The following is a 234-nucleotide window of genomic DNA, read 5'->3' on the forward strand; positions in this document are numbered from 1 at the left end:
GTGGTGGTGATGTTCTGGCTCATCAGCTGGTTGGAGATGTCGGTCGACAGATCCTCGACACCACCGGACACGGCGGCGAGCACGGCGATGCCCAGGCCAACGATGGCGGCGGTCAGCACGACCCAGTCAACGGTCACGGCGCCGTCTTCATCGTTGCGGAAGGATTTGATCAGGTTGAAAAGTTTCATGGTGGTCTCCAGAAAGTGTGTCTCGGTTTCAGGGCTGTCCGGATCT

Annotated in this window: 1 protein-coding gene; it reads right to left on the reverse strand. The window is 59.0% G+C overall.

The genetic code is table 11. The features are described 5' to 3' along the window. Positions 1 to 188: pilus assembly protein (locus R3X27_RS25610; protein ID WP_317711740.1), on the reverse strand; the 188-nt coding region annotated here is incomplete at its 3' end. Positions 189 to 234 lie beyond the last annotated feature (46 nt).

Origin of the sequence: Tropicimonas sp. TH_r6 (assembly GCF_033101155.1) — a bacterium.
In the GTDB taxonomy this organism is placed as follows: Bacteria; Pseudomonadota; Alphaproteobacteria; order Rhodobacterales; family Rhodobacteraceae; genus Tropicimonas.